Annotated in this window: 21 protein-coding genes and 3 pseudogenes; 6 read left to right on the top strand and 18 right to left on the bottom strand. The window is 71.3% G+C overall.

What is annotated here, in order from left to right; all coding sequences use genetic code 11:
* Positions 1-160 precede the first annotated feature (160 nt).
* Positions 161-922 carry an SDR family oxidoreductase gene (locus AC0AIB_RS07235; protein WP_465096265.1) on the top strand — a complete coding sequence of 254 codons (762 nt, stop codon included), beginning with the start codon at positions 161-163 and terminating at the stop codon, positions 920-922.
* A gap of 208 nt (positions 923-1,130) precedes the next feature.
* Here AC0AIB_RS07235 and AC0AIB_RS07230 read toward each other — a convergent pair.
* The 4 genes and pseudogenes from AC0AIB_RS07230 to uvrB form a co-directional block, all read right to left on the bottom strand.
* Positions 1,131-1,961 (bottom strand): annotated as a pseudogene (locus tag AC0AIB_RS07230) (helix-turn-helix domain-containing protein); the annotation flags it as partial.
* A 111-nt stretch (positions 1,962-2,072) separates the two neighbouring features.
* A complete protein-coding gene (locus AC0AIB_RS07225) occupies positions 2,073-2,441 on the bottom strand; it encodes a VOC family protein (protein WP_328344571.1) in 369 nt (122 codons plus the stop codon).
* Between the two features lie 23 nt (positions 2,442-2,464).
* Positions 2,465-3,346: a helix-turn-helix domain-containing protein gene (locus tag AC0AIB_RS07220; protein WP_465096264.1), complete on the bottom strand. Its 882-nt coding sequence runs from the start codon at positions 3,344-3,346 to the stop codon at positions 2,465-2,467.
* Between the two features lie 12 nt (positions 3,347-3,358).
* Positions 3,359-5,467, bottom strand: coding sequence for an excinuclease ABC subunit UvrB (uvrB, locus tag AC0AIB_RS07215; RefSeq protein ID WP_328344569.1), 2,109 nt, complete (start codon positions 5,465-5,467; stop codon positions 3,359-3,361).
* 512 nt (positions 5,468-5,979) lie between these two features.
* Here uvrB and AC0AIB_RS07210 point away from each other — a divergent pair.
* Positions 5,980-7,353, top strand: coding sequence for a hypothetical protein (locus AC0AIB_RS07210; protein WP_328344568.1), 1,374 nt, complete (start codon positions 5,980-5,982; stop codon positions 7,351-7,353).
* Between the two features lie 51 nt (positions 7,354-7,404).
* Here AC0AIB_RS07210 and coaE read toward each other — a convergent pair whose 3' ends face one another.
* A complete protein-coding gene (gene coaE / locus AC0AIB_RS07205; protein WP_328344566.1) occupies positions 7,405-8,667 on the bottom strand; it encodes a dephospho-CoA kinase in 1,263 nt (420 codons plus the stop codon).
* Positions 8,668-8,953: 286 nt separating this feature from the next.
* Positions 8,954-10,453 carry a 30S ribosomal protein S1 gene (gene rpsA / locus AC0AIB_RS07200; RefSeq protein WP_328344564.1) on the bottom strand — a complete coding sequence of 500 codons (1,500 nt, stop codon included), beginning with the start codon at positions 10,451-10,453 and terminating at the stop codon, positions 8,954-8,956.
* Positions 10,454-10,858: 405 nt separating this feature from the next.
* On the opposite strand from rpsA, the gene AC0AIB_RS07195 reads away from it, so the two are divergent.
* The 4 genes and pseudogenes from AC0AIB_RS07195 to AC0AIB_RS07180 all read left to right on the top strand — a co-directional run.
* The gene (locus AC0AIB_RS07195) at positions 10,859-11,668 is read left to right on the top strand and encodes a class I SAM-dependent methyltransferase (RefSeq protein WP_465096288.1); all 810 of its coding nucleotides are present in this window, start codon (positions 10,859-10,861) and stop codon (positions 11,666-11,668) included.
* 167 nt (positions 11,669-11,835) lie between these two features.
* Positions 11,836-11,988, top strand: coding sequence for a hypothetical protein (locus tag AC0AIB_RS07190; protein WP_328344562.1), 153 nt, complete (start codon positions 11,836-11,838; stop codon positions 11,986-11,988).
* Positions 11,989-12,000: 12 nt separating this feature from the next.
* Positions 12,001-12,324 (top strand): annotated as a pseudogene (locus AC0AIB_RS07185) (Uma2 family endonuclease); the annotation flags it as partial.
* A 128-nt stretch (positions 12,325-12,452) separates the two neighbouring features.
* A pseudogene (locus AC0AIB_RS07180) lies at positions 12,453-12,797 on the top strand (DUF3140 domain-containing protein); the annotation flags it as partial.
* A 60-nt stretch (positions 12,798-12,857) separates the two neighbouring features.
* Here AC0AIB_RS07180 and AC0AIB_RS07175 read toward each other — a convergent pair.
* The 12 genes from AC0AIB_RS07175 to AC0AIB_RS07120 all read right to left on the bottom strand — a co-directional run bounded on the left by AC0AIB_RS07175 (position 12,858) and on the right by AC0AIB_RS07120 (position 26,375).
* On the bottom strand, positions 12,858-13,418 hold the full coding sequence (locus AC0AIB_RS07175) for an isochorismatase family protein (RefSeq protein WP_328344560.1): 561 nt from the start codon (positions 13,416-13,418) through the stop codon (positions 12,858-12,860).
* Positions 13,419-13,559: 141 nt separating this feature from the next.
* Positions 13,560-16,268 (bottom strand): DNA polymerase I, encoded by a 2,709-nt coding sequence (polA, locus tag AC0AIB_RS07170; RefSeq protein WP_465096263.1) that lies wholly within the window; start codon positions 16,266-16,268, stop codon positions 13,560-13,562.
* A 171-nt stretch (positions 16,269-16,439) separates the two neighbouring features.
* The gene (locus AC0AIB_RS07165) at positions 16,440-17,261 is read right to left on the bottom strand and encodes an amino acid ABC transporter ATP-binding protein (RefSeq protein WP_442930657.1); all 822 of its coding nucleotides are present in this window, start codon (positions 17,259-17,261) and stop codon (positions 16,440-16,442) included.
* A complete protein-coding gene (locus tag AC0AIB_RS07160; protein WP_328344556.1) occupies positions 17,258-18,247 on the bottom strand; it encodes an amino acid ABC transporter permease in 990 nt (329 codons plus the stop codon). The genes AC0AIB_RS07165 and AC0AIB_RS07160 overlap by 4 nt, the downstream gene beginning before the upstream one ends.
* A 6-nt stretch (positions 18,248-18,253) precedes the next feature.
* On the bottom strand, positions 18,254-19,159 hold the full coding sequence (locus AC0AIB_RS07155) for an ABC transporter substrate-binding protein (protein ID WP_328344554.1): 906 nt from the start codon (positions 19,157-19,159) through the stop codon (positions 18,254-18,256).
* A gap of 30 nt (positions 19,160-19,189) precedes the next feature.
* On the bottom strand, positions 19,190-19,900 hold the full coding sequence (locus AC0AIB_RS07150) for an ABC transporter ATP-binding protein (protein WP_328344552.1): 711 nt from the start codon (positions 19,898-19,900) through the stop codon (positions 19,190-19,192).
* The gene (locus tag AC0AIB_RS07145; RefSeq protein WP_442930656.1) at positions 19,890-20,735 is read right to left on the bottom strand and encodes an ABC transporter ATP-binding protein; all 846 of its coding nucleotides are present in this window, start codon (positions 20,733-20,735) and stop codon (positions 19,890-19,892) included. The genes AC0AIB_RS07150 and AC0AIB_RS07145 overlap by 11 nt, the downstream gene beginning before the upstream one ends.
* The gene (locus AC0AIB_RS07140) at positions 20,728-21,873 is read right to left on the bottom strand and encodes a branched-chain amino acid ABC transporter permease (RefSeq protein WP_328344550.1); all 1,146 of its coding nucleotides are present in this window, start codon (positions 21,871-21,873) and stop codon (positions 20,728-20,730) included. Before AC0AIB_RS07140 ends, AC0AIB_RS07145 begins: the two co-directional genes overlap by 8 nt.
* On the bottom strand, positions 21,870-22,820 hold the full coding sequence (locus tag AC0AIB_RS07135; RefSeq protein ID WP_328344548.1) for a branched-chain amino acid ABC transporter permease: 951 nt from the start codon (positions 22,818-22,820) through the stop codon (positions 21,870-21,872). The genes AC0AIB_RS07140 and AC0AIB_RS07135 overlap by 4 nt, the downstream gene beginning before the upstream one ends.
* Before the next feature lie 106 nt (positions 22,821-22,926).
* Complete coding sequence (locus AC0AIB_RS07130; RefSeq protein ID WP_328344546.1) at positions 22,927-24,087, bottom strand: branched-chain amino acid ABC transporter substrate-binding protein; 1,161 nt, start codon at positions 24,085-24,087, stop codon at positions 22,927-22,929.
* Positions 24,088-24,361: 274 nt separating this feature from the next.
* Positions 24,362-25,567 (bottom strand): beta propeller repeat protein, encoded by a 1,206-nt coding sequence (locus AC0AIB_RS07125; protein WP_328344544.1) that lies wholly within the window; start codon positions 25,565-25,567, stop codon positions 24,362-24,364.
* A gap of 184 nt (positions 25,568-25,751) precedes the next feature.
* Positions 25,752-26,375 (bottom strand): ANTAR domain-containing response regulator, encoded by a 624-nt coding sequence (locus tag AC0AIB_RS07120; RefSeq protein ID WP_328344542.1) that lies wholly within the window; start codon positions 26,373-26,375, stop codon positions 25,752-25,754.
* Positions 26,376-26,458: the final 83 nt, after the last annotated feature.

The following is a 26,458-nucleotide window of genomic DNA, read 5'->3' as shown; positions in this document are numbered from 1 at the left end:
TCTATCGTGCGGCGCACGCGCGGCACACCGGCCCCGACGCGTTCGGGGGTGCCGGGTCCGGTGGCCACGCGGCGACGATCCACACACGTCAGCGACGCGGGTCGGCGACGCGACGGATAACCCGTGGCAGGCGGGCCGCCGGTCCAGTTGACTGGCCCGCATGACTCAACAGGTGTTCCTGGTGACCGGGGTGAGCCGGCGGATCGGCATCGGCGCGGCGGTCGCCCGCGCTCTCGCCGCCGACGGGCACCGGCTGCTCCTCACCGGGCTGCCCGGCTACGACGACGCCCAGCCCTACGGCGGAGATCCGGACGGCATACCGGCGCTGCTCGCCGAGCTGGGCGACGCCGCCGACCACGTCGTCGCCGATCTGCTCGATCCCGCCACCCCGGCCGCCCTGGTGGCCGAGGCGGTGCGCCGGCACGGTCGGCTCGACGCGGTGGTGGCGGCGCACGCCTACTCCCACCCGACCAGCCTGGGTGGGCTGGAGGTGGCCCAGATCGACAGGCACCTGCTGGTGAACGTACGGGCCACACTGCTGCTGGCCGACGCGTACGCCACCGCCTTCACCGCCGGAGCGGGCGGCCGGTTGGTGTTCTTCTCCAGCGGCCAACGGCTCGGTCCGATGCCGGCCGAGTTGGCCTACGCGGCCAGCAAGGCCGGCGTGGAGAACCTCACCACCCAGCTCGCGCCGGCGCTGATGGCCCGGGGGATCACCGTCAACTGCCTCAACCCCGGACCGACCGACACCGGGTACGCCCCACCGGACACGCACGATGCCGTGGCGGCGCGCTTTCCGGCCGGGCGCTGGGGAACCCCACAGGACGCGGCACGACTGGTCCGCTTCCTCTGCTCCCGGGAGGCGGACTGGATCACCGGTCAGGTCATCGACTCCGAGGGTGGGTTCAACCGCTACGGCTGAGCCCCGGAGCAACCGTCCGCCTGCTGATCCCCTGGGCCCCGGACACGACGTCACCGGCTTCTTCGACGGCCGCCGGCCCGCTCTCGCCGGCCTCCTCGCCGGCCGACGGATCGACGAGCGGGTCGGCGGCGAGATCTGCGGTGGTGTCGGTGGCGAGCTCGACGGCTGCGCCGGCGGCGAGATCTGCGGCCTTGTGGCGGAACAGCTCCGCCGTCTCCGCCGGGCTCAGCGCGGCGGCGGAGAGCCAGCCGGTCATCCGGTCGTAGCGGCTGACGTCGGCGTCGGAGGCCAGCCGGACATCGGTGGTCAACGCCTCCAGCATCACCGTGCGCGGATCGGCCGGGTCAGGGAACGAATAGCACGAGAAGGCGGTCAACGGGTACGCCCCACCGCGCGGAGCCGCCGTACGGGGCACCACCCGGATCGTCACGTGCGACAGCTCGGCCAACGCCAGCAACTGGTCCAACTGCTCGCGCCAGACGTCGGTGGGCAGGTCGGCCGGATCGCAGGCCCGCTCGTCGAGCAGTGCGGTGTACCGCGGCGGATCGGGACGGCGCAACACCCCCTGCCGGGTGAGCCGGGCCCGCAGATCGGCCTCGACGTCGATGTCCGGATGCAGCAGCCGGCCGGCCGTGATCCGCAGCCGGGCATAGCCGGGCGCCTGGAGCAGGCCGGGTAGCACCGCCGGCTGGTACTCCACGATGGACGCCGCCCCCGCCTCCAACTCGGCATAGGTGCGTTGCCGCTCGCTCATCTCGCCGAGCGCCTTCCACCAGCCGCGGCCGGTCGCCGCATCCCGGGCGATGACGATCAGCGCCTCGCGCTGCGGCGACGGGACCTCGTAGACGTCCAGCAGGTCGAGGACGTCGGCCAGGTCGGGCCGGCTCTGCCCCAGCTCGATGCGGGACAGTTTCGAGGTGGAGGCCCAACCCAACCGGGAACAGACCTGTTCCAGCGTCAGCGCCTCCCGTCTGCGCAACTGCCGCAGCTCGGCGCCGAGCCGTGCACGTCGAATGACAGGACTCGATGACAATGGCATCCCAGCCTCCCCACGAGGGAGGGTACGCAGGATCATCACCCAGGGCAACACCTTGCTTGCTCACCGCAATGATTATCTGAGCCGGATTCGGATGCCGGGGAAGAGCTGAGGTCAGGGCCGGTAGGTACCGAACGACCAGACGTTTCCGGCCGGGTCCCGGACCGCGTAGTCGCGGGATCCGTAGTCGGTGTCGAACGGCGGCCGGACGATCTCCGCCCCGGCCGCCCGCGCCCGGTCGTGGTGGGCGTCCAGGTCGTCGACCGCCACGTAGACGGCGTAGTCGTCGTCGGCCGGCCGGTCCGGTCGACCGGGGCCGGTGCCGAGCATGACGATGCCGTCACCGAGCGCCAGTTCGGCGTGCGCCACCGCCCCGTCCGGGCCACCGTGCACCGCGTGGACCCGGAAACCGAACGCGGTGCAGAGCCAGTCGATCGCCGCCCGGGCATCCGGGTATCGGAAGGTCGGGAAGATGTTGGTCATGTGTCGAGTGTGCCGCCCCACGCTCAGCCCGGATTGGACGAATGGGAACCGGGCTGTCCCAGCGCCGCCGGTGTCACCCCGGCGAACTCCCGGAACTCCCGGATCAGGTGAGACTGGTCGTAGTACCCGCACCGCACGGCCAACTCGGCCCAGCCACCCGGCCCGGGAGGGTCCGCCTCGACCGACGTGGGACGCAGCACGAGCTCCCGACCCAGTGCCGCGTACGCCCGCTGGAAGCGCAACAGACGGGCGGTGGCCTTCGGGGGAAACCCGAGCTCCCGACCGAACCGCGCGGAGAGGTGCCGACGACTCCACCCCACCTCGTCGGCCAACCCACCGATGCCGATCCGACCGGCCGAAGCGGTGAGCAGGCCCCAGGCTCGATCGAGGCGCGGGTCGATCGGGTCGGTGACCGCCAGCCGGGCGCCGAGCGCCGTGTCGAGCAGGGCGAACCGGCGGGGCCAGTCCGGTGCCTCGGCCAGCCGGATCCGCAGCCGGTCGAGCCAGGGGTCGGGGAGCCGGTCCACCGGCACCGCCCGGTTGGCCAGCTCACCCAGCGGCACCCCGAGAATCCGGCGGGCCGCCGGCGGGGTGAGCAGCAACTGCACCCCGGCCCCGGCACCCATCGTCGAGGTCGTGCAGTAGCCGTCGTACGGCCCCGCCACGAACGAGTCCACCCGGTACGCGCTACGCGCCGTCGATCGCGGGTCCACCACGTCGAGCGGGGCACCCCAACCGAGGACGAGCACCACGAAGGCACCGGCCGCCTCGTGCCGGACCAGTGGCGGCGGTGTGCCCTCCAGGCGTGCCGGGTGCCGCGCCGCGCCTTCCCGGTAGCCCAGGTAGCCGCCCACGAATGGACGCAACCGGCCGGCCGGCACCCCGACGCACGCCTCGTCCAGCATCGTCGCGCCCCGTCACTTCACCCCGGCGGCGTCCATCCCGCGCAGTTCCTTCTTGAGGTCGGCGACCTCGTCGCGGATCCGGGCGGCCAGCTCGAACTGCAACTCCCGGGCGGCGGCGAGCATCTGGTCGTTGAGCTCCTGGATGAGCTGCGCCAGGTCGGCTCGGGCCATCCCCTCCCGGGAGGGCGCCCCGGCGGTGGTCCGACTGCGGCTGCGGGTCTCCTTGACCGGGGCCTTGCCCCGGGAGAGCTGACGGGCGGCCCCGCCGACCCGGGAAGCCTCGGTGTCCTCCGCCTCGCGGTAGATGTCGTCGAGGATGTCGTGGATCTTCTTGCGCAGCGGCTCGGGGCTGATCCCGTGCGCCTCGTTGTGCGCGGTCTGCTTGGCCCGACGGCGGTTGGTCTCGTCGATCGCCGCCGCCATCGACGGGGTGATCTTGTCGGCGTACATGTGCACCTGGCCGGAGACGTTACGGGCGGCCCGGCCGATGGTCTGGATCAACGACCGGCCACTGCGCAGGAAACCCTCCTTGTCGGCGTCCAGGATCGCCACCAGGGAGACCTCGGGCAGGTCGAGACCCTCCCGGAGGAGGTTGATGCCGACCAGCACGTCGTAGTCGCCCTTGCGCAGCTCGCGCAGCAGCTCCACCCGGCGCAGGGTGTCGACCTCGGAGTGCAGGTAACGCACCCGGATGCCGTTCTCCAGCAGGTAGTCGGACAGGTCCTCGGCCATCTTCTTGGTCAGCGTGGTGACCAGCACCCGCTCGTCCCGCTCGGTACGCAGCTTGATCTCGTGCATCAGATCGTCGATCTGGCCCTTGGTCGGCTTGATCACGACCTCCGGATCGATCAGACCGGTGGGGCGGATGACCTGCTCGACGAACTCGCCCTGGGCCTGTTCCATCTCCCACGGACCGGGGGTGGCCGACAGGTAGACCACCTGGCCGACCCGTTCCAGGAACTCGTCGAAGCGCAACGGGCGGTTGTCGGCGGCGCTGGGCAGCCGGAAACCGTGGTCGATCAGCATCCGCTTGCGCGACGCGTCGCCCTCGAACATGCCGCCGATCTGCGGAATGGTGACGTGGGACTCGTCGACCACGGTGAGGAAGTCGTCCGGGAAGTAGTCGAGCAGGCAGTGCGGCGGACTGCCGGGCAGCCGGCCGTCGATGTGCATGGAGTAGTTCTCGATGCCGGAGCAGAACCCGACCTGACGCATCATCTCCAGGTCGTAGGTGGTCCGCATCCGCAGCCGTTGCGCCTCCAGCAGCTTGCCCTGCCGCTCCAGCTCGGCCAGCCGCTCCCCCAGCTCGGCCTCGATGTCCCGGGTGGCCCGCTCCATCCGCTCCGGACCGGCCGCGTAGTGGGTGGCCGGGAAGATCAGCAGGTGGTCGACCTCCTTGACCACGTCACCGGTGAGCGGGTTGAGGTAGTAGAGCTTCTCCACCTCGTCCCCGAAGAGCTCGATCCGGACCGCCAGCTCCTCGTACGCCGGGATGATCTCCAGGGTGTCGCCCCGGACCCGGAAGGTGCCCCGCTGGAAGGCCATGTCGTTGCGGGTGTACTGGATGTCGACCAGCCGACGTAGCAGCTGGTCGCGGTCGAGTTCCTGCCCGATGGTGACCCGGACGGCCCGGTCGAGGTATTCCTCCGGGGTGCCCAGGCCGTAGATGGCCGAGACGGTGGCCACCACGATCGTGTCCCGCCGGGTGAGCAGCGACATCGTCGCCTTGTGCCGCAGCCGCTCGACCTCCTCGTTGATCGAGGAGTCCTTCTCGATGTAGGTGTCGGTCTGCGGGATGTACGCCTCGGGCTGGTAGTAGTCGTAGTAGGAGACGAAGTACTCCACCGAGTTGTGCGGGAGCAGCTCGCTGAACTCCTTGGCCAGCTGGGCGCAGAGCGTCTTGTTGGGGGCGAGCACCAGGGTCGGCCGTTGCAGCCGCTCGACCAGCCACGCCGTGGTGGCGCTCTTACCGGTGCCGGTGGCGCCGAGCAGCACGGTGTTCCGGTCGCCACGCCGGACCCGGCGCTCAAGGTCGTCGATGGCTGCCGGCTGGTCGCCGGCCGGCTGGAAGTCGCTGACGACCTGGAAGCGACCGTCGAGCCGGGGAATGTCGAGCGCCATGGTCCCCACGGTACGCCGCAGGTCCGACACTCCACCGCGATCATCGCCCAGCCGGTGATAACCTTCGATATTGCCATTGTGGCCCACATCTCAGAGGGCTAGCCTGACACCGTAGGCCGCTCGCGGCGGCCGACCGCGGCGGTGGCCGGGCCCTCGACAGGCTCCCACCGCCCGGCACCTGGGGTCGCAGCACCCGGACATCACCGGCGTGCGCATCCCGCGTGGTCGCGCCCCTGGCGCAGACCGGCCGCCGCGAGCGCCCCTGCCTTCCCGACCCACCCGCCCGGCATCACCCCGGCGGCCCCCGGCGTCACCCGACCCCGGGCCGGCCCGTTCAACCACACGTGGAGACCTCGTCCGACCTGCCACGACGCACCCCCGGGGCCAGCCCGCCGCCGACCGGTCCGGGTCGGCGGCGACCCGGCCGGCACCATCGGCCGTCCGGTCGACCGGCCACCGTCGCCGTACCCGCCACGGCGGAAACCGACGACAACGCACCTGGCCGTCGGCGGGTGACCCTGGTCGCGCTGGGTGTGGTCGCCGCCGTCTCCGCCGCAGCCCTGACCGCCGGCCTGCTCAGCTGGGCGCCCGCCCCGGCGGTGCCGGCCCGCGCGCTGACCGGCGAGGAGGCCGAACGGCTCGCCGCCGTACGGGTCAGCACCTACCGGGACGTCCGGGCCGGGGTGCGGGTGGCCGTCGGGACCGGGGCCGGCCGCACCGACCTGATCGGCTGGGTCGACTGGTCCCGTCCGCTGGCCTACCTCGACGTCGGCGGTCCGGGGGCCGGCCCCGACCGGGGGCTGGTGCAGGCCACCCGGTCGACGGTGGTGCACCGTCCCGACCCCACGGCGATCGTGACCCCGGCCCGGCCGCCGCTGGTGCCGCCCGCTGACCGGTGGCGGCTACGGAGCCTGCCGTCCGGGCGGGGTCTGGCCGGGGCGCTGGCCGTCCTGTTCGGGCTCGCCGCCGGCCGGGCCGAGGTGGCGGAACCGCTGCGGGCCGGCGGCGGGCGCTGGATCGGGCAGGACACCCTCGGTGGCGACCGGGTGGACGTCCTCCAGGCGGCCCTGTGGCCGGCCGAACCGTCCGCACCAGCCGGCCCGACCACCGCACCGACCGGCCATCCGGTGGCCGGCGAGGGGGATCCCCGCTGGTGGGTCGACCGGGACGCCCGGCTGCGTCGCTGGGCGGGCCGGCTCGCCGACGGCACCCCGATCACCGTGGAACTGGACCGGGTCGACCGGCCGACGCTGTGGCCGGTCGACGCGCTCGGGGGCCGGCCGGGGCTGCCCCGGGCCCTCACCGACGAGGAGGCCGCACGGCTGGGCCGGCTGCCCACCCGGCTGCGTACCGGCTCCGGAGCCGCGGTGACCGTCACGGCACCGCTCGGCGGCGCCGCCAACCTGCGGGGCACCGGCTGGCTGAGCTGGTCCGCCGGCGTCGCCTACCTGTCGGTGGCCGAGCTGGACACCCTCGGCCGCCGCACGCTGCTTCGTCGGGACCGGGCCGGCTTCGCCCGGGCGGACGTACCGGTGGGACCGGACACCTCGGCCACCGGGCCGCCGCTGCCGCCACCGACCGACGTCGGTTGGCGGTCCGCCGGGCAACCGGCCGACGAACTGGACGTGCTTGTCGACGCGGCGCTGCGGGCCGGCGGGGCGACCCCACCGACCAACGCGACGGTACGGGTGCGAGGCGACCGGCGGGCCGGCCGACCCGTGGACGTGTTCGAGGTACGCCTCCAGAGCCAGCGCATGAGGTACTGGCTGGACCGTTCCGGATTCCCGCACCGGCTGGAACTGCGTACCGCAGGTGGTCCGTGGGCGCAGCTCGACCTGACCCCCGGCCCGCTGCCGGCGGAAATCGTCCCACCCCGTCGTGGCTAGCACTCCCGTCCGGCTCGCGTTCCGACCGGGGATCCGGACCCCGGTGCCCGGTCAGGGGCGCCAGCCGGTCTGCGCGGCCCAGGCCTCGGCCCGCAGGTACTCCTCGTCGAACCACGGGTCGGCGGCGGTGGCGGAGCCCGCGCCGTCCGGTGCCGACGCCGCCAACTCCCGTTTCACCAGCAGGTAGGCAGCCCGATGATCGGGATCGGCACGCAGGTGGTCACGCATCAGCAGCGCGTGCCGCCAACCGGGGGAACCCGCCACCCGCAGGTGCACCTCGACCGGCCGACCCGGGTCGGCACCGCCGTGCAACCGCTTCTCCCAACCCTCGTGGCCCACCCGACCCGCCCGGCCCTCGCCGGCTGCCCAATCCTCCCCTGGTGCTCCGACCTCAGTGCCTGTCCAACCCTCGCCACCCGCCGACCGGGGGCTGTCCCACCGGTCCCCGGGCACCCTCGGGAAGCCGGCGTCGGCGAGCCGCTGCGCCAACGGACCGTCCGCCTCGGCCAGTGACGGCACGGTGACCTGCACGTCGATGACGTCCCGGCCGGCCAACCCCGGGACAGCGGTGGAGCCGACATGGTCGATCCGCAGGTCGGCCGGGGCGAGCGCGTGCCGGATGCGGGCGGCCAGCCGGGCGTACTGCTGCGGCCAGGTCGGGTCCGGCTCGGTCAGCACCACCGGTCCCTCCCGGACCGCACGTTGGTCGCGCACGTTGCGCTCGTAGGGCAGCAGCCGGTCCCGCCAGAGGGCGTCCACGGCGGCGTGCAGTTCGTCGAGGCCGCCGTCGTTGTCGAGCAGCACGTCGGCGGCGGCGCGGCGGCGGGCGTCGTCGGCCTGGGCGGCGATCCGCCGCTCGGCCTCCGCCCGGGTCATCCCCCGGTCCCGCGCCAACCGCTCCAGCCGGGTGGCCACGGCCGTCCGCACCACCACCACCAGGTGGTACGTCGGCGCGAGTCCCACCTCCACCAGCAGCGGTACGTCGTTGACCACCACCGCGTCGGAAGGCGCCGCGGCGGACAGCTCGGCGGACCGGGCGCGTACCCGGGGATGGGTGATCTCCTCCAGCCGGCGACGGGCGGCCCCGTCGGCGAAGACCATCGCGCCCAGCGCCGCCCGGTCCAGCGCCCCGTCGACGGTCAACACCCGGTCGGTGAAGGCGGCGACGATCTCGGCCAGCCCTTCGCTGCCCGGCGCGACCACCTCCCGGGCGATCCGGTCGGAGTCGACGATCACCGCGCCCCGCTCGGCCAGCCGGGCCGCCACCGCGCTCTTGCCGGACCCGATGCCACCGGTCAACCCCACCCTCAACACGGGCCCAGTCAACCGGATCGGCCCCCGCCCCACCACACCGACCCACCACAGACGACCCCACGCGCGGAATCCCCACGCCCGGGACCGCCATGCCCGGGACCGCCACGCGCAAGAACAGCACAGGGCGGGAATGGTGCCGTGCGCAAACGGCAGCGGGAGGGAATGGCGAGAGCCCCGCCCCGCGACCCGGGGTAACCGGATCGGGGGCGGGGCTCTTCGTCGTCAGCGACGGTTCCCCGCCCGGTGCGGCGTCAGCCGCCGTACCGGATGGGAGTGGCCGCCGGGGTCACTTGCCGCCGGCGAGCTTCTCCCGCAGCGCGGCGAGCGCCTCGTCGGTGGCCAGGGTGCCGGCCGGCTCCTCGGCCTGCCGGCTCGGGGTCGACGAGCTGGTCGAGGTGGTGGTGCCACCACCGGTGGCCACGGGCGGAGCCGGGTTGGCAGCGGCCTCGGCGTCGGCGGCGCGGGAGGTCTGCACCTGCTTGGTGTGGGCCTCCCACCGCTGACGCGCCTCGGCGTACTGGTTCTCCCAGGTCTCGCGCTGCTTGTCGTACCCCTCGAGCCACTCGCCCGTCTCCGGGTCGAAGCCCTCCGGGTAGATGTAGTTGCCCTCGGTGTCGTACGTCGCGGCCATGCCGTAGAGGGTCGGGTCGAAGTGCTCCTCGCCCTCGACGAAGCCCTCGTTGGCCTGCTTGAGCGACAGCGAGATCCGGCGACGCTCCAGGTCGATGTCGATGACCTTGACCATCACCTCGGAGCCCACCTGGACGACCTGCTCCGGGATCTCCACGTGGCGCTCGGCCAGCTCGGAGATGTGGACCAGGCCCTCGATGCCGTCGTCCACCCGGACGAACGCGCCGAACGGGACGAGCTTGGTGACCTTACCCGGCACGATCTGCTGGATCGCGTGGGTACGGGCGAACTGCCGCCACGGGTCCTCCTGGGTCGCCTTCAGCGACAGCGAGACCCGCTCGCGGTCCAGGTCGACGTCCAGGACCTCGACCTCGACCTCCTGGCCCACCTCGACGACCTCGGACGGGTGGTCGATGTGCTTCCAGGACAGCTCGGAGACGTGCACCAGGCCGTCCACGCCGCCCAGGTCGACGAACGCGCCGAAGTTGACGATCGACGAGACGACGCCCTTGCGGACCTGGCCCTTCTGGAGCTTGTTGAGGAACTCGGTGCGCACCTCGGACTGCGTCTGCTCCAGCCAGGCCCGGCGGGACAGGACCACGTTGTTGCGGTTCTTGTCCAGCTCGATGATCTTGGCTTCGAGCTCGCGGCCGACGTACGGCTGCAGGTCACGCACCCGCCGCATCTCGACCAGGGAGGCGGGCAGGAAGCCGCGCAGCCCGATGTCGAGGATGAGGCCACCCTTGACCACCTCGATGACCGAACCGCGGACGACGCCGTCCTCGTCCTTGATCTTCTCGATCGTGCCCCAGGCCCGCTCGTACTGCGCCCGCTTCTTGGAGAGGATCAGACGCCCCTCCTTGTCCTCCTTCTGGAGGACCAGGGCCTCGATGTGGTCACCGACCGAGACGACCTCGGCGGGGTCCACATCGTGCTTGATCGACAACTCCCGAGAGGGGATCACACCCTCGGTCTTGTAGCCGATGTCGAGCAGGACCTCGTCCCGATCGACCTTGACGACGGTGCCTTCGACAATGTCGCCGTCATTGAAGTACTTGATGGTCTCGTCGATCGCGGCGAGGAAAGCCTCCTCGGAACCGAGATCGTCGTGGGTGACCCGGGTGGCGCTCGAGGGGGCCTCGATGCTGCTCGTCATGTGGGCGGTTGCTCCGGTCGGATGGGTTGTCACAGCAGGCGTGGTGTCGCAGTGACCCGTTCGCGCCAGCGGATCCGCCACCGGGCGCACCGAACGATCGCCAAGAAGAAGACCATTGGTGCTCCGATGACCGCGCACCTGCTCCCTGCCGAGGTACACGATCCACGAGCGCATCGTCCAGCCTACCCGCTGCATTACCACAGCGTGCAAGCCCTCCCCGGTCCTCGTGACCTCGTCTGCTGCGAAAGCGGAGATTTCGGTGGGAAAACACCTCCGCTGTCTCATCCGTCACATCCACCCCACGGGACCGACAGCGTACGGCCGTCCGGCACGCCGCGCACACCGGGGTCCGGCGGGTGACGCCCGGGCAGGGCCTAGCGTGAGCGGGTGAACGACGACGTGCGGCTGGACGATGACGACCGGGTGCTCCGACGCCGGGTGGGCGACACGGAGACGCGCCGGGCCAACCGCGGCTGGTGGGACGACGATGCCGACGACTACCAGGCCGAACACGGCACGTTCCTCGGCGAGGTGGACTTCCGTTGGTGCCCGGAGGGGCTCCGTGAGGCCGACGCGCGGCTGCTCGGCGACGTGACCGGGCGGCGGGTCCTGGAGGTCGGTTGCGGGGCCGCGTCCTGCGCCCGCTGGCTGGCCACCCAGGGCGCGCGCCCGGTCGCCTTCGACCTCTCCGCCGGCATGTTGCGGCACGCCTCCCGCGCCGGACGCACCAGCGGGGTACGCGTTCCGCTGGTGCAGGCCGACGCCCTGGCTCTGCCCTTCGTCGAGGCGTCCTTCGACATCGCCTGTACGGCCTTCGGAGCGATCCCGTTCGTCGACGACTCGGCCACGGTGATGGCCGAGGTGCACCGGGTGCTGCGCCCCGGCGGACGCTGGGTCTTCTCGGTGACCCACCCGATGCGCTGGATATTCCTCGACGACCCGGGCGAGGGCGGGCTGACCGCCGTGCACTCGTACTTCGACCGCTCGCCCTACGTGGAGCAGGACGAGCGCGGGGTGGCCAGCTACGTGGAGCAGCACCGGACCCTCGGTGACCGGATCCGGGAGCTGGTCGACGCCGGTTTCCGCCTGCTCGACCTGGTGGAACCGGAGTGGCCGGCGGAGCACCGGCAGACCTGGGGGCAGTGGAGCCCGTTGCGCGGGCGGCTCTTCCCCGGCACCGCCATCTTCGTCGCCGAGAAGCCGTCCCCCGGCTGACCGGCCTCCGCCCTGACCGGTCCCGACGGGCCCGGTCGCCGCCCGTACCGGGTCGTTCCGGCACGTCGATCCGGCTGCCGGGAGCGAGTGGACGCCGTCGCCGGACCGGGCCGCAGTCGCACCGCCGGTGCGACCCGGGCCGCTTTCCCCGGCGGTACGGTGCACCCATGAGCGCCGAGCCCATCCCGACATCACCTGGCCCCTGGTGTCCGGATCCGATGCGGCAGCAGAGTGCCGACTACACACTGGAGGATCTGCTCACCCTGCCGGACGACGCCCCCGCGTCGAACTCGTCGACGTCGAACTCGTCGACGGAGTAGTCCAGCCGCCAGCCGGACGTGCTGCTGTATCGCGCCGAGGTGCCGGCCGACCGGTTCCGGTTGCGGTCGTCGGACGTCGTACTCGCGGTGGAGATCGTCACGCCCGGCACCCGGCGGGTCGACCGGTTCGCCAAACCCGGCGAGTACGCCGCCGCGGGAATCCCGTTCTACTGGCGCATCGAGCAGGATCCGGTGCACCTCTACGCGTACCGGATCGGTGAGCGCGTCGGCCCGGGCGGAGTGCGGCAGTACGAGCTGGTCGCCGACAGCGCCGACCTGATCGAGCTGACCGAGCCGTTCGACATCAAGCTGCCGATCGCCGAGATCACCCCCTAGCGACGCCGCCCGGCCGACCTGGTCGTTTCGGTGGACCGCCGCCGGGTACCCGGCGGCATGGTCGAGCAGAGGTCCCGCATCCACCACGACGCTCCGGGAGGTCGTCCGCCGGCCGGAGGCGTCGCGCCATGAGCCGGGCGGACGATCCGCAGGAGACCTACCGGGAGTTCACCGAGGCGGTGAACATGCGGCCCGGCGAGCTCTCCTCCTGGTTGCAGACGCAGGAGTCCAAGCAGGTCGGCTGGCACAAGGGCGGCCGGGCCGGGGGCGGCGAGTCGGTCGGGCACTCGTCCGGCCGGCGGATCGTCGACCTGCTCCGCCGCAAGCGGGCCGAGCTCTCCGCCGCCGACTACCACCACATGCGCACGGTGATCGGCTACGTGCACCGGCACCTGGCCCAGCGGCCCGCCGGGGACGTCCGGGACACGAAGTGGCGGTGGTCGCTGATGAACTGGGGACACGACCCGCTGCGCTGACCGGACGCACCCCGCACCCACGCCGCACCGGCGACGGTCGGCACGCCGTCGGCGACGTCAGGCCGGAGCGGCGAAGTCGACGTCCTTCGACTCGACCGTGCCGGCCGTACGGCCCGGGGCCGACTGGTGGGACCAGTAGAGGTTGGTGTGGGCGACGACCTGCGCCGGCGGCGGGGCGCCCCAGGCCGTCAGGTCCTCCGTGGTGTGGGCGTCGCTGACCAGCGTGGTGTCGTAGCCGCGGACGAACGCGCCGTGCAGCGTCGACCGGACGCACGCGTCGGTCTGCGCACCGGCCACGACGAGTCTCCCGACCCCCAGCCCGGCCAGCACCGACTCCAGGGGAGTGTCCTCGAAGGAGTCGCCGTACCGCTTCTCGACAAGTGGCTCGGTGTCACCCGGAACCAGCTCGGGGACGATCCGCCAGTCGTCACCACCCCTGACGAGTTGGGCGTCGGAGTGCTGCACCCAGACGACCGGCACCCGCTCGTGCCGGGCCCGCTCCACCAGCCCGCCGATGTTGGCGACTACCTCGTCGCGCCGGTAGGCCCCCGCGACCACGCCGTTCTGCACGTCGACGACGAGCAGCGCGGTGTGCGGTCGGTCGGTGAGTGTGCTCATGTGTCTCCCCCTGGTGGCGATCGAACCGGTCGGCAGCCCCCGGTGCGGTCGGCCGCGCTGCCCGGCAGGCTAGCCGCACCCTCCGACAGTCGACGCGCACGCCGGACCCGGGCAGGCTCCATCGTCCCGGCCGGGTAGCAGCTAGTGGTCGGCGCTGTTCCAGTCCCGGCCCTCGCCGACGGAGACCTCCAGCGGCACGGACAGCGGGTACGCCGCACCCATCTCCTGCCGGACCAGCGCCTCCAACGCCTCCCGCTCACCGGGGGCGACCTCGAAGACCAACTCGTCGTGCACCTGGAGCAGCATGCGGGACCGGAGCCCGGCGTCGCGCAGCGCGGTGTCCACGCGCAGCATGGCGACCTTGATGATGTCGGCCGCCGAGCCCTGGATGGGGGCGTTGAGCGCCATCCGCTCGGCCATGTCCCGGCGCTGCCGGTTGTCGCTCACCAGGTCGGGCAGGTAGCGGCGGCGACCCAGGACGGTGGAGGTGTAGCCGTCCTGGCGGGCCCGGGCCACCACCTCGTGCAGGTAGTCGCGGACCCCGCCGAAACCGGTGAAGTAGTTCTCCATCAGCCCCCGGGCCTCCTCGGCGGTGATGCCGAGCTGCTGGGACAGGCCGAAGGCGCTCAGCCCGTACGCCAGGCCGTAGTTCATCGCCTTGATCTTGCGGCGCTGGTCGGGGGTGACCTCACCGACCGGGACCTCGAAGACCGAGGACGCGGTGGCGGCGTGGAAGTCGTGGCCGGAGTTGAACGCCTCGATCAGCGCCTCGTCCAACGACAGGTGCGCCATGATCCGCATTTCGATCTGGCTGTAGTCGGCGGTGAGCAGGGTCTGGTAGCCCTCCCCCACCACGAAGGCCCGACGGATGCGCCGCCCCTCCTCGGTGCGGATCGGGATGTTCTGCAGATTGGGGTCGGTGGAGGAGAGCCGGCCGGTGGCCGCCACGGTCTGCTTGAACGTGGTGTGGATGCGACCGTCGTCGGCGACCGACTTGAGCAGGCCGTCGACTGTGGTCTTGAGCTTCGCCACGTCCCGGTGCCGCAGCAGGTGCTCCAGCACCGGGTGCGGGTTCTGGGCGTGCAGCCACTGGAGCGCGTCGGCGTCGGTGGTGTAGCCGGTCTTGATCTTCTTGGTCTTCGGCAGCCCCAGCTCCCCGAAGAGCAGCTCCTGGAGCTGCTTGGGTGAGCCCAGGTTGAACTCCCGCCCCACCGAGGCGTACGCGCTCTGCGCGGCGGACTTCACCTCGCCGGCGAAGTGCGCCTCCAGCTCCTGGAGGTAGTCCAGGTCGGCACCGATGCCGACGCGCTGCATCGCGGCCAGCACCTCGGACAGCGGCAGCTCGACCTCGGCCATCAGCCGGGCGGACTGCTCGCCGTCGCGGGACAGCTCGGCGTCGATCGCGTCGGCCAGGTCGAGGGTGGCCCGTGCCTGGAGCATCAGGTTCTGCTCGGCCTCGCCGTCGTCACCGAGGCCGTCGAAGGTGAGCTGCCCGGTCTCGGGTGCGTCGACCCGCAGCTCGCGGTGCAGGTAGCGCAGCGCGAGGTCGGTCAGGTCGTAGGAGCGCTGGTCGGGGCGGGCCAGGTAGGCGGCGAGCTCGGTGTCCCGGGCGACCCCGGCCAGCGACCAGCCACGCGCGGCGAACGCCAGCCGGGCGTGCTTGCTGTCGTGCAGCACCTTCGGCTGCCGCGGGTCGGCCAGCCAGCCGGCCAGGGCGCGTTCGTCGTCCTCTGCCAACGTCGTCGGGTCGAGCCACGCCGCCGGACCGGTGGCCAGCGCGAACGCCAGCGCCTCCAGCTGCGGCTCGTAACGCTCGCGGGGGTCCTTCGGCTTGGCCGGCGTCTTCACCGCCACGCCGACCTGGGTGCCGACCGGGGCGTGGGTGGCGAGCCAGCCGGTCAACGCGCCGGGCGCGGTGAGCACCTCGGCGGTCAGGTCGAAGCCGGCCTCGGCCTCGGGCTCCACCGCCTCCAGGTACTGATACAACCGGTCGCGCAGGATGCGGAACTGGAGGGTGTCGAAGACCTGGTGCACGGCCTCCCGGTCCCAGCCCTGCCAGCGGGCGTCCTCGGGGCGGATCGGCAGCTCCAGGTCGGAGACCAGGCAGTTGATCTCGTAGTTGCGGATCACGTCGGCGAGCCGCTCGCGCAGGCTGTCGCCGGCCTTGCCCTTGATCTCGTCGGCGTGGGCGATCACGCCCTCGACCCCGCCGTACATGGTGATCCACTTGGCGGCCGTCTTGGGGCCGACGCCGGGGACGCCGGGCAGGTTGTCACTGGTCTCGCCGACCAGGGCGGCCAGGTCGCGGTAACGCTCCGGGCCGACGCCGTACTTCGCCTCGATCGCGGCCGGATCCATCCGGGCCAGGTCGGAGACGCCCTTGCGGGGGTAGAGCACTGTGACGGTGTCGCCGACGAGCTGGAAGGCGTCCCGGTCGCCGGTGCTGATCAGCACCTGCATGCCCTGGTCGCGAGCCTGGCAGGCGAGGGTGGCGATGACGTCGTCGGCCTCGTAGCCCGGTTGCTCGACGACCGGGACGCGCAGCGCGTCGAGGACCTCCTTGACCAGGCTGACCTGGCCCTTGAAGTCGGCCGGGGTCTCGCTGCGGCCGGCCTTGTACTCCGCGTACTTATCGGTGCGGAAGGAGTGCCGGGACACGTCGAAGGCGACCACGATGTGGGTCGGCTGCTCGTCGCGGAGCACGTTGATCAGCATCGAGGTGAAGCCGTAGACCGCGTTGGTCGGCTGCCCGGTCGTGGTGGAGAAGTTCTCCACCGGCAGAGCGAAGAACGCCCGGTATGCCAGGGAGTGTCCGTCGACGAGAAGCAGGCGCGGCGTCGTAGCTGTCACGGCAGCGACTCTAGTCCGTACCCCCGACAACCCCGGGCGGCGGCACGGGCGCGCCCTGCGGTCGCCGCCGGAGGCGGGTGGGACCCGGGCCGGCGGCACGGACATACCGGAACAGAAACGGCGGCCCGGCGCGGTGGGTGACACCGCAGCGGGCCGCCGTCCGGCCGACGGTCAGAGCACCTTGGCCAGGAACGCCCTGGTCCGCTCGTGCCGCGGGTTGGCGATCACCTCGCGCGGGTCGCCGGACTCGACCACCACGCCGCCGTCCATGAAGACCAGCGTGTCGCCGACCTCCCGGGCGAAGCCGATCTCGTGGGTCACCACGATCATGGTCATCCCGTCCCGGGCCAGGTCCTTCATCACGTCCAGCACCTCGCCGACGAGTTCCGGGTCGAGCGCGCTGGTCGGCTCGTCGAAGAGCATCAGCTTCGGCCGCATGGCCAGCGCGCGGGCGATCGCCACCCGCTGCTGCTGCCCGCCGGAGAGCTGACCGGGGTACGCGCCGAGCTTGTCGCCCAGCCCCACCCGCTCCAGCAGCTGCGCGGCCCGTTCCCGGGCCGCCACCTTCTTCTCCCGGCCCAGCAGCACCGGCGCCTCGACCACGTTGCCCAGCACCGTCATGTGCGGGAAGAGGTTGAACCGCTGGAACACCATGCCGATCGCCCGGCGCTGCGCGGCCACCTCCTTCTCCCGCATCTCGTGCAGCTTGCCGCCGCGCTCCCGGTAGCCGATCAGCTCGCCGTCCACCCGGATCGACCCGGCGTTGATCTTCTCCAGGTGGTTGATGCAGCGCAGGAACGTCGACTTGCCGGAGCCGGACGGCCCCAGCAGGCAGCACACCTCCCCCGCGCGGACCTCCAGGTCGATGCCCTTGAGCACCTCCAGGGACCCGAACGACTTGTGCACCTGCTCGGCCCGGACCATCACCTCGGACCCGCCGGCCCGTGACTCGGCGGCCGGCGCACCAGGCTGGCCGGGAATCAGCTCACTCATGCCGGACCCACCGTCCCCGCGTTGCCGCCGCCACCGGTCTCCGCCGCCATCCCGCGCAACCGCAGCCGCGCCCGGCCCGCCGGACCGTAACCCTTGCCGAAGTGCCGCTCGAGGAAGTACTGCCCGACCAGCAGGATGCTGGTCAGGAAGAGGTACCACAGGCAGGCGGCGACATACATCGGGAAGATCTGGAAGGTCCGCTTGCCGACCGCGTCGAGCTGGAAGAACAACTCCACGCTCACCGGCACGTAGAGCAGCAGCGAGGTGTCCTTGAGCATCGCGATGGTCTCGTTGCCGGTCGGCGGGATGATCACCCGCATCGCCTGCGGCAGCACCACCCGGCGCAGCAGCTGACCCCGGCTCATGCCCAGCGCCTGGGCCGCCTCGGTCTGCCCCTCGTCGACCGACTGGATGCCGGCCCGGACGATCTCGGCCATGTAGGCCGCCTCGGAGAGCGCGAGCCCCAGCAGACCCGCCATGAAGCCGCTGATGATGTCCCGGGACGAGAACCCGAACAGCCGCAGTTGCAGGTTGTCGATGCCGAAGAGTTGGCCGAGCTGGGTGTCGAACGGCACCCCGAACTCGATCCGGCTCCACAGGATGCCGACGTTGCCGAAGACCGCCAAGAGCACCAGCCGGGGCACCGCCCGGAAGAACCAGGTGTAGAGCCAGGCCACCCCGCGCAGGATCGGATTGTCGGACAGCCGCATCACCGCGACCACCACGCCCAGGGTGACGCCGATGAGCATCGCGCTCACCGTCATCAGCACCGTGCCGCGCAGCAGCCCCTCGATGATCGGTGGACGGAACATCTTGTCCACCATGAACGGCCAGTTGAAGGCCGTGTTGGTGACCAGCAGGTGGACGAACATGGCGACCAGCACGGCCAGCACCGCGACCGCGACCCAGCGCCCCGGGTGCCGTACGGGCACGGCGCGGAGTGGCTCCGGCCGCGCCCGTACGGTGGAAGTGTCGTGGGATTCCATGACCTGTTACGGGTTGACCGCGGGGTCCGTGATCGCGCCGTCCGCCACCTTCCACTTGTCCAGCACCGACTTGTACGACCCGTCGGCGATCAGCGCCTTGGTCGCGTCCCGCACCGCCTCGGCGAACGCCGCCTGGTCCTTGCCGACCACGTAGCCGTACGGGGCCGCCTCGTACTGCTTGTCGAGCAGTTCGAGGGCGTCGTTGGACTGGGTCACCGCGTACACCCCGACCGGGTAGTCGGCGAGCATCGCGTCGTCCTTGCCGGAGACCACCGCGGCGGTCGCGGCGTCCTGGCCGGGGAACTGCTCGATCGTGATCGCCGGCTTGCCGCCGTCGGTGCAGGTCTTGGAGCGCTTCTGGATGTCCTCGACCTGGACGGTGTCCTTCTGCACGGCGATCTTCTTGCCGCAGGCGTCGTCGATCTTGACGCCGGCCGGGTTGCCCTTCTTGGTCACCCACTGGGTGCCGACCTGGAAGTAGCTGACCATGTTGGCCTGCTGCTTGCGCTCGTCGTTGATGGTGAACGACGAGACGCCGACCTCGTACTTACCGCTGCCCACACCGGAGATGATGTCGCCGAACGGGGCGGAGACGAACTCGGCCTGCAGACCGAGCTTCTGGGCGACGGCACGGAACAGCTCCACGTCGAAGCCGATGACCGTCTTGCCGTCGGAGTCCAGGAACTCCGCCGGGGCGTACGTCGAGTCGGTGCCCACGACGATCTTGCCGTCGGCCTTGATGGCCGCGGGCACCTTGTCGGCCAGCGAGGTGTCGGCCGACGCGCTGACCGAGGGGCCGCCGCCGGGCTGCTCGGTGCTCTCCTCCTCGCCACAGGCGGCGAGGGAGAGCAGCAGGGCGGTCGCGCCGGCGACGCCGAACGCCGCCCGCCGACCAGGGGTGAGGTGGAACATGGCTGTACTCCTTTGCGAGGGGGGCGACGGTCAGGCCACGCCGAGGTAGGCCTCTTTGACCGACGGGTCGTGCAGCAGCTCCGCGCCGGTGCCGCTCTTGACGATGCGACCGGTCTCCAGCACGTACGCCCGGTGTGCCCGGGCGAGCGCCTGCTGCGCGTTCTGCTCCACCAGCAGGATGGTGGTGCCCTGCTCGTTGATCTCGGTGATGATGGTGAAGATCTGCTGGATCAGCATCGGGGCCAGCCCCATCGACGGCTCGTCGAGCAGCAGCAGCTTGGGTCGGCTCATCAGCGCCCGCCCGACGGCCAGCATCTGCTGCTCGCCGCCGGAGAGGGTGCCACCGGCCTGCTTGCGTCGCTCGGCCAGCCGGGGGAACAGCTCCAGCACCCGGTTGAGGTCCTGGGCGATGCCGGCCCGGTCCCGCCGGGTGTACGCACCCATGTCGAGGTTCTCCAGCACGGTCATGCCGGGGAAGATGCCGCGACCCTCGGGGGCCTGGCAGAGCCCCCGCCGGACCCGCAGGTCCGCCCGGAGCTTGGAGATGTCCTCGCCCTCGAAGCGGATCGCCCCGGTGGCGATCGGCCGGATGCCGGAGATCGCCCGCATGGTGGTGGACTTGCCGGCGCCGTTCGCGCCGATCAGGGCGACGATCTCGCCCTCGCCCACCGTCAGGCTGATCCCGTGCAGCGCCTGGATGCGCCCGTACAGCAGGCTGACGTCCTCAATCTCAAGCAGCATCGTCCGGTACCCCCAGGTACGCCGCGACCACCTTCGGGTTGTCCCGCACCTCGGCGGGCAGCCCCTCGGCGATCTTCTTCCCGAACTCCAGCACCACGATCCGGTCGGTGACGCCCATGACCAGGCGCATGTCGTGCTCGATCAGCAGCACTGTCACGCCGGTGTCGCGGATCTGCCGGATGAGCTGGAGCAGTTCCTCCTTCTCCGCCGGGTTGAAGCCGGCGGCCGGCTCGTCCAGGCAGAGCAGCACCGGGTCGGTGGCCAGGGCCCGGGCGATCTCCAGCCGGCGCTGCTCGCCATAGGAGAGGTTGCGGGCGAACTCGTGCATCCGGGGCCGGATGCCGACGAACTCCAGCAGCCGCTCGGCCTTCTCCCGGCCCTCGCGCTCCTCGCGCCGGTGCCGGGGCAGCCGCAGCAGCGCCGAGACCACGCTGGTCTTGTGGTGCGCGTCGGCACCGACCTGCACGTTCTCCAGCGCGGTCATCTCCGGGAAGAGGCGGATGTTCTGGAACGTCCGCGCCATGCCCATCTTGGTGATCTGGTGCCGCTTCTTACCGCTGATCTTCTGGCCACGGAACCGGATCTGGCCCTCGCTGGGCTGGTAGATGCCGGTCATCGCGTTGAAGCAGGTGGTCTTGCCGGCACCGTTCGGGCCGATCAGCCCGAGGATCTCCCCCTTGTAGAGGGTGAAGTCGACGTCGTTGAGCGCCACCACACCACCGAAGCGCAGCGTGACGTGGTCGACCTCCAGCAGCGGTTCCCGCGCCGGGACCGTCTCGACGGCGGGCGCGCCCGCCTGGGCCGGAACGGCCGGGGTCTGTTCGGTGTCACTCACCGACGATCACCTCCTTGCGACGGTCCTTGAACTCCGCCGCCCGTCGTCGGTTGGGAATGATGCCCTGTGGGCGGAAGATCATCATCACCACGAGCACCACGCCGAAGAAGAGGAAGCGGTACTCGTAGAGCTCGATGCCGAACAGCTCGATGCCGCGGAACCGCTCGATCATGTACGCCACCAGGCCGCCGCCGACGATCGCGCCGACGATGTTGCCCGAGCCGCCCAGGATGACCGCGGCCAGGATGATGATCGAGTTGAGCAGCTCGAAGTTCTGCGAGTTGACGAAGTTCTGCTTGCCGGCGAAGAGCGCGCCGGCCAGGCCGGCGATCGCCGCGCCCGAGGCGAACGCCCAGAGCTTGAACTTGAAGGTCGGCACGCCCATCAGCTGGGCGGCGTCCTCGTCCTCCCGGATCGAGATCCAGGCCCGGCCGACCCGGCTGTGGGTCAGGTTCCGCACCCCGATCACCACCAGGATGATCAGCGTGAGCACCAGCCAGTAGTACGGGCGGGCGTCGAGCACCCCGAACAGCGGCTTGCCGTCGGCGTACTTGCCGGGCGGGTGCGGGATCTGGTTGAAGCCCCGCTGGCCCTTGAGGAACTCGGAGCTGGTCGCCGCGATCCGGATCATCTCGGCGAAGCCGAGCGTCACCAGCGCCAGGTAGTCGCCGCGCAACCGCAGCGTCGGGGTGCCGAGCATGACGCCGGAGACCATGGTGAGGGCGATCGCGACCGGCACCACCAGCAGCCACGGCCAGAGCGTCTTGAGGTCACTGCTCGGCGAGGTCAACACCGCCACGGTGTACGCGCCGACGGCGAAGAAGCCGAAGTAGCCGAGGTCGAGCAGGCCGGCGAAGCCGACCACGATGTTCAACCCGACCGCCAGCAGCACGTAGATCGAGACGGTGAACAACACCTGGGTGAAGTTGGAGCCGGTGGTGGGGATCGGCCCCAGGTACTGGTAGAACTCCTTGTTCGGTAGCGCGTAGAAGAACGCGATGAGCGCCACCAGCGCCGCCCAGCGCACCCAGCGCGGGGCGTCGTGCCACCGCTGCGCGACGGCCTCGCGGCCGTGCCGCAGCCGTGTCCGGATCCCCTGTTGCTGCTCGGGGGTCGGCGGATTAACCGTCGTCGTCATGCCCGTGCCCTTCCCAGCGATTCGCCCAACAGACCGGTCGGCCGGAACATCAACAGCACCACCAGCACGGCGAAGGCGGCGAAGTCCTTCCACTGGCTACCGAACAGACCCGCCGCGTAGTTCTCCAGCACGCCCAGCAGCAGGCCGCCCAGGAGCGCGCCGCGCAGGTTGCCGATGCCGCCGAGCACCGCGGCGGTGAACGCCTTGAGCCCGAGCAGGAAGCCGACGCTGTAGGTCAGGGTCTGGATCCGCACGTCGTAGAGCAGGCCGGCGACGCCGGCCATCGAGCCACCGGCGATGAACACCATCAGGATGACCCGGTCCTTGTTGACCCCCATCAGCGCGGCGGTGTTGGCGTCCTGGGCGACCGCCCGGATGCCGCGGCCGACCCGGCTACGGTTGATGAACTGGTCCAGCGCGACCATCATCGCCAGCGCGGCACCGAGGGTGAGCAGCTGGATCCCATCGATCGGCACCTTGCCCAGGTGGAACACCGGTTCGGAGCTGACCAGCTTGGGCGCGCTCTCCGGAAGGCGGCGGGTGTAGACGCCGAATGCCTCGGAGATCGCGATCGACGCGCCGATGGCGGTGATCAGGAAGGCAAGCGGTGGGGCGTTGCGCTTGCGTAGCGGCCGGTACGCCACCCGCTCGATCACGGTCGCCGTGCCGGCGGAGGCGATGGCCGCCACGATCATCGCGACGAGCAGGTAGAACAGGATCGAGCCGAGCCCACTGACCTGGGAGTCCTGGTCGAGGCCGAAGGCGTTCCAGGTCCAGATGGCGGCGAACGCGCCGGCGATGAAGACCTCGGAGTGCGCGAAGTTGATGAGTCTGAGTACGCCGTAGACAAGCGTGTAGCCGAGCGCGACCAGGGCGTAGATCGCACCCTGTGTCAGGCCGGTCGTGGTGAGTTCCCCGAAGTTGGAGAACAGTCCGTCGAAGTTCACGGGAGGGCCGCTCCGTCAGGTGAGGAGAAAGAGAAGGTGCGGCCGGGAGCGAGCTAGCTCCCGGCCGCACCCGCGATCTGTCGTCAATCGCTCACGGCGACCGTGGTCAGGACTTCGGGATCTCCTGGTCGGGGACGACCTTGCCGCCCGTGACCTTGAAGGCCCAGACCTTCACCTGCGCCGGGTCCAGCTCGCCGCCCTCGACGAACTTGTAGTTGGCCGCGACACCCTCGCCGCTGTAGCCCTTCACGAACTCCAGCAGGTCGGCCCGGGTGGTCTTCTTGGCCTTGATGCCGGCGAGCAGGATGTTCGCGGCGTCGTAGGAGGTGTCGCTGTAGGTGCCCGGCTCGGTGCCGTTGAGCGCCTTGAACTCCTCGACGAACGTGCCACGGGCCTCGGTGGCCGGCGCGCACGGGCAGGTGAGGATGGTGCCCTCGGCGGCGGCGGCGCCGGCCGAGGTGATGTACGCCGGGTCGTTGGTGCCGTCGCCGGCGACCAGCGGGGCGGTGACGCCGGCAGCGGTGAGCTGCTTGCGGATCAGGCCGGCCTCCTGGTAGTAGCCGCCGAAGAAGACGGCCTTGACGTTGGCGGCCTTGACCTTGGTCACCACGCCGGAGAAGTCGGTCTGCTTGCCCTCACCCTGGACCTTGTCCGAGCCGGCGACCGAGCCGCCGAGGACCTTCTTGACCTCGTCGGCCAGGCCCGCGCCGTAGGCGGACTGGTCGTCGATGACGTAGACCTTGTCGGCCTTCATCACGTTCTTGATGTAGTTACCGGCCGCCGGGCCCTGGCTGAAGTCGTTGCCGACCGCCCGGAAGAAGGTCTTCCAGTTCTGGTCGGCAAGGCTCGGACGAGTGGCGGAGGGGGTGATGGTGACCAGGCCGGCCTCGTTGAACAGCGGGCCGGCGGCCTCGGACTCACCCGAGTAGGCCGGGCCGACGATGCCGAGGATCTTGGCGTCGTCGATGGCCTTCTGGGCCAGGCCGGGGGCCTGGTCGCCGCTGCCCTGCGAGTCGAGCTCGACCAGCTCGACCTTGCAGTCGGCGTTCTCCTTGTTGTATTTGTCGACGGCGAGCTTGGCGCCGTTCTTCTCGTTGATACCCAGCGCCGCCGAGCTGCCGGTCAGCGCGCCGAAGAACGCGATCTTGCTGCCGCAGCCGTCCCCACCGGACGCCTCGTCGTCGCCGCCGCTGGAGCAGGCGGTGCCGCCGGCGACGAGCGCCAGCATGGCAACTCCACCGATCACGCGTGCGAGCTTCTGCCTCAAGGCCGGAACCCTCCTCCGTCACATGGCCCGGACCACCCGCTGGTTATTGGCCCTTGCGGGGGGCGGACGAACCAGACCGTCGTCGCCGGTCTGGGGCGGGACGTTATCCCACCGGGAAGCTGCGACGTAAGCCCCAGCAAGCGGGGTTGATCGAACCGTTACACGCCGTGGCGGATCGGAAACGTTAGCTGTAAGAACCATCGGTTACGAATGGCTTTCACTTTCCGTTCGAAGGTGTCGGGCAATCCGGGGGACAACCCCCGCCTATAGGCACTCAAACCCTCCCCCACCAGGCATGGGAGCCGCGGCCGTCGTCAGCCAACAGCAAAAGTCGATCTCCATCGCCGGCCACCGCCAGCGCCGTGTCGCCCCCATCGACCACCGTCAACGGCACCGGTACGGCCCGCCACGACGCTCCCCCGTCCGTCGATGCCCACGCAGAGCGACCGGCACCGTCCCCGGTGACCGCCACCAGGACACCCCGCACCGCGGTCAGCCCCACCACCGACAGCACCCCCGGGCCGATTGCCCCGAACCCGCCGGCCCGCCGCCACCGGGACCCGTCGTCGGCCCGCCACACGTCGAAGCCGTCGGGAGCCGCGCCGACCACCACCGGCACACCGTCGCGCAGGGTCGCCCGCTCCGCCCGGCCCCGCCCGCCCCGGGCCGGCAGCTCCGCCCGCCGCCAGGATCGCCCGTCGGTCGAGGTCCAGGCCACCGGCGTCAGCGCGGTGCCACCCGTCGGCAGCAGCGAACCGACCACCAGCCAGCCCGCCGGCAGGGCCACCACGTCGTACGCCGCCGTCCGGCCCCGGGCGTCCCCGGCCAGCTCCGGCAGGCCCTCGGCCAGGGTGAACCCGTCCGCGTCCGGGGAGGTCCAGACCGCCGCGCCGTCCACCCGGGCACCGGCGATCAACCACCCGCCCGCACCGGCCGCCAGCCGGGCCACGCTTACCGCACGCGGCCCGCCGAACAGCTCGAACGCCGCCGGGACCTCACGCAACGCGCCAGCCCCGTCGCGTACCCAGGTGCCGGTACGCGGATTGCCGTGCACCCCGCCGTTCTTGGCGCCCAACGCCGCCACCCGACCCCCGGCCGACCCGCCCGCCGGGCCCGGTGCGCAGGCCGCCGCGTAGAGCACGTGCTGTCGGCCGTAGAACGTCCGCGCCGCGATCGGCACCGGGGTCCAGGAGGAACCGTCCACGCTGGACCAGGCGGCCGGACGGGTCTCCCCGGCGGCGTCGACGACCCCGCCGACCAGGAACCACCGCCCGGCACAGGAGACCGCGTCACGCAGCAGCAGCCGGCCGGCCGGGCCGGGTGGTGCGGGCAGGGTCAACTCCTGCCAGGCAAGCTCCATCGGTGCCGCCGCCCGGCCGTCACCAGCCGTCGAACGGTCGTCATCGGCTCCGGGGCGGTCGCAGCCGGCGACCAGCATGACGAGGACACCGAACACCGCGAGGACGCGTCGTGCAGACACGCGTCGATGTTAACCAGTGACACCCGTCGACGGGCGACATCACACCGACCGGTTCCGGACCGGCCGCCGACAGGCGGTGGGCGACCACCCGATCCGTGCGGGACCGGCCGCCCACCGGAGGCGGGTGTCGCGCCGGTCGGTCATGATCCGGTGGCCGAACCGGCGGGATCCGCGGCGCGACCGGTCAGGTGGTGGGTTGCTCGGCGACCTCGCCACCGGCGGTCTCGGCGAGGATCCGCTCGGCGACCTCCTTCATGGTCATCCGGTGGTCCATCGCGGTGCGCTGGATCCACTTGAACGCCTGCGGCTCGGTCATCCCGTACGTCGTCATCAGCGCGCCCTTGGCGCGCTCGACCGTCTTGCGGATCTCCAGCCGGTCGGTGAGGCTGGCGACCTCCGCCTCCAGGGCGGCCACCTCGGAGTAGCGGGAGAGGGCGATCTCCACCGCCGGCACCAGGTCGCTCTTCTGGAACGGCTTCACCAGGTACGCCATCGCGCCGGCGGCCCGTGCCCGTTCCACCAGGTCACGCTGGCTGAACGCGGTCAGGATGATCACCGGGGCGATCCGGGCGCCGGCGATCCGCTCGGCGGCGGCCAGCCCGTCCATGATCGGCATCTTGATGTCGAGGATGACCAGATCGGGCTTGAGCTCCTCGGCCAACCGGACGGCGGTCTCGCCGTCCCCGGCCTCGCCGACGACCTCGTAACCTTCCTCGACCAGCATCTCGGCCAGGTCCAGTCGGATGAGCGCCTCGTCCTCGGCGATCAACACCCGCCTGCGCTCGGCATCCGTCTGCGTCTCGGCCACCAGCCCTACCCCCACATAGATCCCACACGGCTACCGCCCATGCTCTCGCATGAGCCTAGTCGGGTACAGTGAGCCACGCGCCC

Source organism: Micromonospora sp. DSM 43699 (assembly GCF_055517075.1).
The sequence above is the reverse complement of the archived record's forward strand: the minus strand, read 5'-3'. Positions and strand labels throughout refer to the sequence as shown.

What these genes read in the sequence shown, in the direction of transcription:
- AC0AIB_RS07155 (WP_328344554.1), bottom strand. Translation starts at nt 19,159, where the DNA reads ATGTTCCACCTCACCCCTGGTCGGCGGGCGGCGTTCGGCGTCGCCGGC.
- AC0AIB_RS07235 (WP_465096265.1), top strand. Translation starts at nt 161, where the DNA reads ATGACTCAACAGGTGTTCCTGGTGACCGGGGTGAGCCGGCGGATCGGC.
- AC0AIB_RS07175 (WP_328344560.1), bottom strand. Translation starts at nt 13,418, where the DNA reads ATGAGCACACTCACCGACCGACCGCACACCGCGCTGCTCGTCGTCGAC.
- AC0AIB_RS07190 (WP_328344562.1), top strand. Translation starts at nt 11,836, where the DNA reads ATGAGCGCCGAGCCCATCCCGACATCACCTGGCCCCTGGTGTCCGGAT.
- AC0AIB_RS07150 (WP_328344552.1), bottom strand. Translation starts at nt 19,900, where the DNA reads ATGCTGCTTGAGATTGAGGACGTCAGCCTGCTGTACGGGCGCATCCAG.
- AC0AIB_RS07140 (WP_328344550.1), bottom strand. Translation starts at nt 21,873, where the DNA reads ATGACGACGACGGTTAATCCGCCGACCCCCGAGCAGCAACAGGGGATC.
- AC0AIB_RS07225 (WP_328344571.1), bottom strand. Translation starts at nt 2,441, where the DNA reads ATGACCAACATCTTCCCGACCTTCCGATACCCGGATGCCCGGGCGGCG.
- AC0AIB_RS07160 (WP_328344556.1), bottom strand. Translation starts at nt 18,247, where the DNA reads ATGGAATCCCACGACACTTCCACCGTACGGGCGCGGCCGGAGCCACTC.
- uvrB (WP_328344569.1), bottom strand. Translation starts at nt 5,467, where the DNA reads ATGGCGCTCGACATTCCCCGGCTCGACGGTCGCTTCCAGGTCGTCAGC.
- AC0AIB_RS07220 (WP_465096264.1), bottom strand. Translation starts at nt 3,346, where the DNA reads ATGCTGGACGAGGCGTGCGTCGGGGTGCCGGCCGGCCGGTTGCGTCCA.
- AC0AIB_RS07165 (WP_442930657.1), bottom strand. Translation starts at nt 17,261, where the DNA reads ATGAGTGAGCTGATTCCCGGCCAGCCTGGTGCGCCGGCCGCCGAGTCA.
- rpsA (WP_328344564.1), bottom strand. Translation starts at nt 10,453, where the DNA reads ATGACGAGCAGCATCGAGGCCCCCTCGAGCGCCACCCGGGTCACCCAC.